This is a genomic window from Vibrio sp. Vb0937, assembly GCF_033338855.1.
The window spans coordinates 1-4,780 of record NZ_JAWOTK010000004.1; the positions used below are offsets into that span (position 1 = coordinate 1).

Here is a 4,780-nt window from a genome sequence, read left to right on the forward strand (position 1 = left end):
CAAGAAAACTAGTCTCAGCTGTTTGCATGATCTACAATACGGCAAAATTCTAACTCGACTATTTTCAGGAAGAGCTGCATGTACATGAGCACTGATGAGGTTCGTAACGCGTTCCTCAAGTTCTTTGAGAGCAAAGGACACCAAATCGTAGAAAGTTCATCGTTAGTTCCACATAACGACCCAACCCTGCTGTTCACAAACGCAGGTATGAACCAATTTAAAGATTGTTTCTTAGGCTTAGAAAAACGAGCCTACACTCGAGCGACTACGGCTCAGCGTTGCGTACGTGCTGGTGGCAAACATAACGACCTAGAAAATGTTGGCTTTACTGCTCGTCACCACACATTCTTTGAAATGTTAGGCAACTTCAGCTTTGGCGATTACTTCAAAGAAGATGCGATCTCCTTTGCTTGGGAATTCCTAACCGAAGTTCTTAAACTGCCAGCGGATCGTTTATTGGTAACTGTTTACGAAACCGATGACGAAGCGTTTGACATCTGGAACAAGAAAGTTGGCGTACCCGCTGATCGTATTGTTCGCATTGGTGATAAAGAAGGCGGCAAGCCGTACGAGTCTGATAACTTCTGGCAAATGGGCGACACTGGCCCTTGTGGTCCATGTACTGAAATCTTCTACGATCACGGTGAGCACATCTGGGGTGGCCGTCCTGGCACGCCTGAAGAAGATGGTGACCGTTTTATCGAGATCTGGAACAACGTATTCATGCAGTTCAACCGTCACGCAGACGGGACTATGGAACCGCTACCAAAACCATCGGTAGATACTGGTATGGGTATCGAGCGTATCTCTGCAATCATGCAGGGCGTTCACTCAAACTACGAAATCGATGTATTCCAAGCTCTTATCAAAGCAGCAGCAGAAGTGATCGGTTACGAAGACCTATCAAACCAATCACTACGCGTTATCGCTGACCACATCCGTTCATGTTCATTCCTGATCGTGGATGGCGTTATGCCTTCAAACGAAGGTCGAGGTTACGTATTACGCCGTATCATCCGTCGTGCAGTTCGTCACGGTAACAAGCTGGGCGCACAAGGTGCATTCTTCCACAAGTTGGTTGGCGTTCTAGCTGACATCATGGGTACGGCTGGTGAAGAGCTGAAGCGTCAACAAGCTGTGGTTGAAAAAGTACTGCGTATCGAAGAAGAAAACTTTGGTCGTACACTTGAGCGCGGTATGGCGATTCTAAACGAAGCACTAGATAACCTAGACGGTAAAGTACTAGACGGCGAAACCGTATTTAAACTTTACGATACTTACGGCTTCCCAGCTGACTTAACTAACGACGTAGCACGTGAGCGTGAGTTCGCAATCGACGAAGAAGGTTTTGAGAAAGCGATGGAAGAGCAGCGTCAACGTGCGCGTGAAGCGGGTAATTTTGGTACTGACTACAACGCAGCAATCAAAGTTGATACGCAAACAGAATTCTGTGGTTACACAGGTACTAAAGGCTCTAGTTCTGTAGCAGCGATGTTCGTTGAAGGCAACGAAGTAGATTCTCTATCTGCGGGCGACAAAGCAATCATCGTACTTGGTGAAACACCATTCTACGCAGAGTCAGGCGGTCAGTGTGGTGACGCTGGTGAAATCCGTACTGAGTCTGGTGTATTCCACGTTGAGGACACTCAAAAACTAGGTAACGCAATCGCGCACCACGGTGTAATGGCAGAAGGCGTTCTAGCGAAAGGTGATGAAGTAGCAACTATCGTTGACGCAGAGCGTCGCGCAGCTATCTCTCTAAACCACTCAGCAACGCACTTGCTACACGCAGCACTACGCCAGGTTTTAGGTGAGCACGTAACGCAGAAAGGCTCATTGGTGAAGGCAGACAACCTACGTTTCGACTTCTCGCATCTAGAAGCCGTAACCGCAGCAGAGTTGAAAGAAGTTGAGCGCCTAGTTAACGCGCAAATTCGTCGCAACCACACGATTGAAACCAACGTGATGGACATTGAGTCTGCTAAGAAGAAAGGCGCAATGGCTCTATTCGGCGAGAAGTACGACGACGAAGTACGCGTACTATCTATGGGCGACTTCTCGACAGAGCTTTGCGGTGGTATTCACGCATCAAGCACAGGTGATATTGGCCTATTCAAAATCACTTCAGAAAGCGGCATTGCTGCAGGTATTCGACGTATTGAGGCGGTAACAGGCGAGGCTGCATTAGACGCTATTGAAGCTCAAAACGCGAAGTACGAAGAGAAACTGGCAGAATCTGCACAGAAAGCAAAAGCGCTAGAGAAAGAAGTGCAGAAGCTAAAAGATAAGATGGCGGCAGCAGAAAGCGCTAACATCATGGGCAAAGCGGTTGAAGTCAATGGTACAAAAGTTCTAGTCGCAGCTCTTGAAGGCGCTGACAGCAAGAACCTACGTACTATGGTTGATGACATCAAGAACCAAATGGGGTCTGGTGTCGTACTGCTTGCCAACGTAACAGGTGACAAGGTTGGTCTGATTGCTGGTGTGACTAAAGATCTAACTGGTAAAGTAAAAGCTGGTGATCTAGTTAAGATGATTGCTGAGCAAGTCGGTGGTAAGGGCGGTGGTCGTCCTGACATGGCTCAAGCTGGTGGTACTGATGTAGCCGCACTACCAGAGGCAATTAAAACAGTTCAGCCTTGGTTAGAAGAGCGCTTATAAGCTTTTAACTACTAAAATTACGCTCAATCAAGTTTCTTTGATTGAGCGTAATTTTTTTTAGCAGCCAAGTGGTTTAATTGACCAAAAGTTAACCGAGTCATTTAGGCTATTTGGTTTTTGTTGTAACTACTGCTTATATAATTTTTCTAAAAGGAAATACTGACGATGTAAGCAGTTCTAAAGAGACTTCGGTCTTGGGAAGGTGAAGACTGGTGAAAAAGCCCCTTATCGTGCAAAAGTTTGGCGGAACCTCAGTGGGTTCAATTGAAAGAATCCACCAAGTTGCTGAACACATCATTAAGGCGAAAAATGATGGCAATCAAGTTGTTGTTGTCGTGTCTGCAATGTCAGGCGAAACAAACAGACTGATGGACCTCGCTAAACAGATAGATAGCGTGCCTACAGCTCGAGAACTTGATGTTTTGCTCTCTGCTGGTGAGCAAGTGTCAATGGCACTGTTAGCAATGACACTCAATAAATTGGGTCATGCTGCACGCTCGCTTACCGGAGCACAGGCGAATATTGTGACGGATAATCAACACAATGACGCAACGATTAAACACATTGATACTAAGACAATTCTGGGATTGCTTGAGCAAGACCAAATCGTGATTGTTGCAGGCTTTCAAGGTGTGAATGAGAACGGGGATATCACCACATTAGGTCGAGGTGGCTCAGATACGAGCGCAGTGGCACTGGCAGGCGCATTGCGCGCTGATGAGTGTCAAATCTTTACCGACGTTGATGGTATTTATACTTGTGACCCACGTGTAGTGAAAAACGCGCGAAAATTGGCGGTTATCGATTTTCCTTCCATGGAAGCGATGGCAAGCCGAGGCGCGAAAGTATTACATTTACCTTCAGTGCAATTTGCATGGAAGAATAATGTGCCACTGCGCGTGCTTTCGACATTTGATGTTAATGAAGGCAGTCTGGTAAAGGGGGAGTTAGGCAATCAAGCCGTCTCTGGTATAGCCATTCAACGTGACCTTGCCATAATCGAAGTCGATAAAGAACATTTATCTAGTGCTACAAAACAATGTCAGATGTTGGGTATCGACATTTGGAATGTGATCGAGGAAACAGAACGGGCAGGTATCATGATAAAACAAGATGCATGTGCCAAGTTCGATCTGGTGTTCAGCGACAAAATCCGTAATAGTGAAGTGGTAAGCCTGTTGACCGCAGTGGGGCTTGAGGCCAATGGAATGGTAGAGCACGCATGCGATTTGTTGGCAAAGCGAGATATTGAGATCAATTTCAGCGCAACGAATGCACTCACTATGATGCTAGTTTTAGCACCCGAATGTGTGGATACAGCAGCAAACATTCTGCATGATGCTTACATTACGTCTAGTGAAGCATTAAACATTCAACAAAAACATGCCTTTTTAGGCTGATTTTCGCTAACAAGGTAGTTTACGAAAATATAACTTTTGTTGGATAATAGCTTTGTAGCAAGAAAATTTAGAGATTACTCAAGGAGCAAAGAATGCTAATTTTGACTCGCCGCGTAGGCGAAACACTGATGATTGGTGATGAAGTGACTGTAACTGTACTAGGTGTTAAAGGTAACCAAGTGCGTATCGGCGTTAACGCTCCGAAAGAGGTTTCAGTTCACCGTGAAGAAATCTACATGCGCATTCAAGCTGAAAAAGGCAATGGCAACGTTGCTTCAGGTAACTACTAAGTCGCTCCTGTTTACAGAGCTTAGTTTGAATGAAAAAGGCTAACCGAAGGGTTGGCCTTTTTAGTTTTTACTGTTTTTGAAAATTTGCAGAAACTATTGTGTTGAGTATGGCTGTGAATTCATCAATAATGTTGATTCGAACTTCAGAAAGTTATTTGAAAATAAATGTCTTTTTTTCAGAGAAGACTCTCTTTTTTTCATCATAATAGAGTGATAAAGTTCGTTTAATAGTCACTTTGATTAAATCAGCAACGGTTAAGCCAGTTTCGTAGATTTTTTCAAAGAAAGTGTTTGACATATTTTCGGTAAAACGTAATATGTGCCTCCGCAAGACGGTGAGGTGGCCGAGAGGCTGAAGGCGCTCCCCTGCTAAGGGAGTATACGGTTTATCCCGTATCGAGGGTTCGAATCCCTCCTTCACCGCCATTC

3 protein-coding genes and 1 tRNA gene are annotated in these 4,780 nt (G+C 45.1%); all 4 read left to right on the plus strand.

The features are described from left to right. Window positions 1-78: 78 nt before the first annotated feature. A complete protein-coding gene (gene alaS / locus R7P67_RS08340; protein ID WP_132936929.1) occupies window positions 79-2,661 on the plus strand; it encodes an alanine--tRNA ligase in 2,583 nt (860 codons plus the stop codon). Between the two features lie 212 nt (window positions 2,662-2,873). Beyond that, a complete protein-coding gene (locus R7P67_RS08345) occupies window positions 2,874-4,061 on the plus strand; it encodes an aspartate kinase (RefSeq protein ID WP_005383803.1) in 1,188 nt (395 codons plus the stop codon). A 92-nt stretch (window positions 4,062-4,153) separates the two neighbouring features. After that, a complete protein-coding gene (gene csrA, locus R7P67_RS08350; protein ID WP_004415691.1) occupies window positions 4,154-4,351 on the plus strand; it encodes a carbon storage regulator CsrA in 198 nt (65 codons plus the stop codon). A gap of 334 nt (window positions 4,352-4,685) precedes the next feature. Then, a tRNA-Ser gene (locus R7P67_RS08355) sits at window positions 4,686-4,777 on the plus strand. The last annotated feature ends 3 nt before the right edge of the window (window positions 4,778-4,780 follow it).

Coding starts and splice junctions, on each gene's coding strand:
- alaS (WP_132936929.1), top strand. CDS start 79: ATGTACATGAGCACTGATGAGGTTCGTAACGCGTTCCTCAAGTTCTTT.
- csrA (WP_004415691.1), top strand. CDS start 4,154: ATGCTAATTTTGACTCGCCGCGTAGGCGAAACACTGATGATTGGTGAT.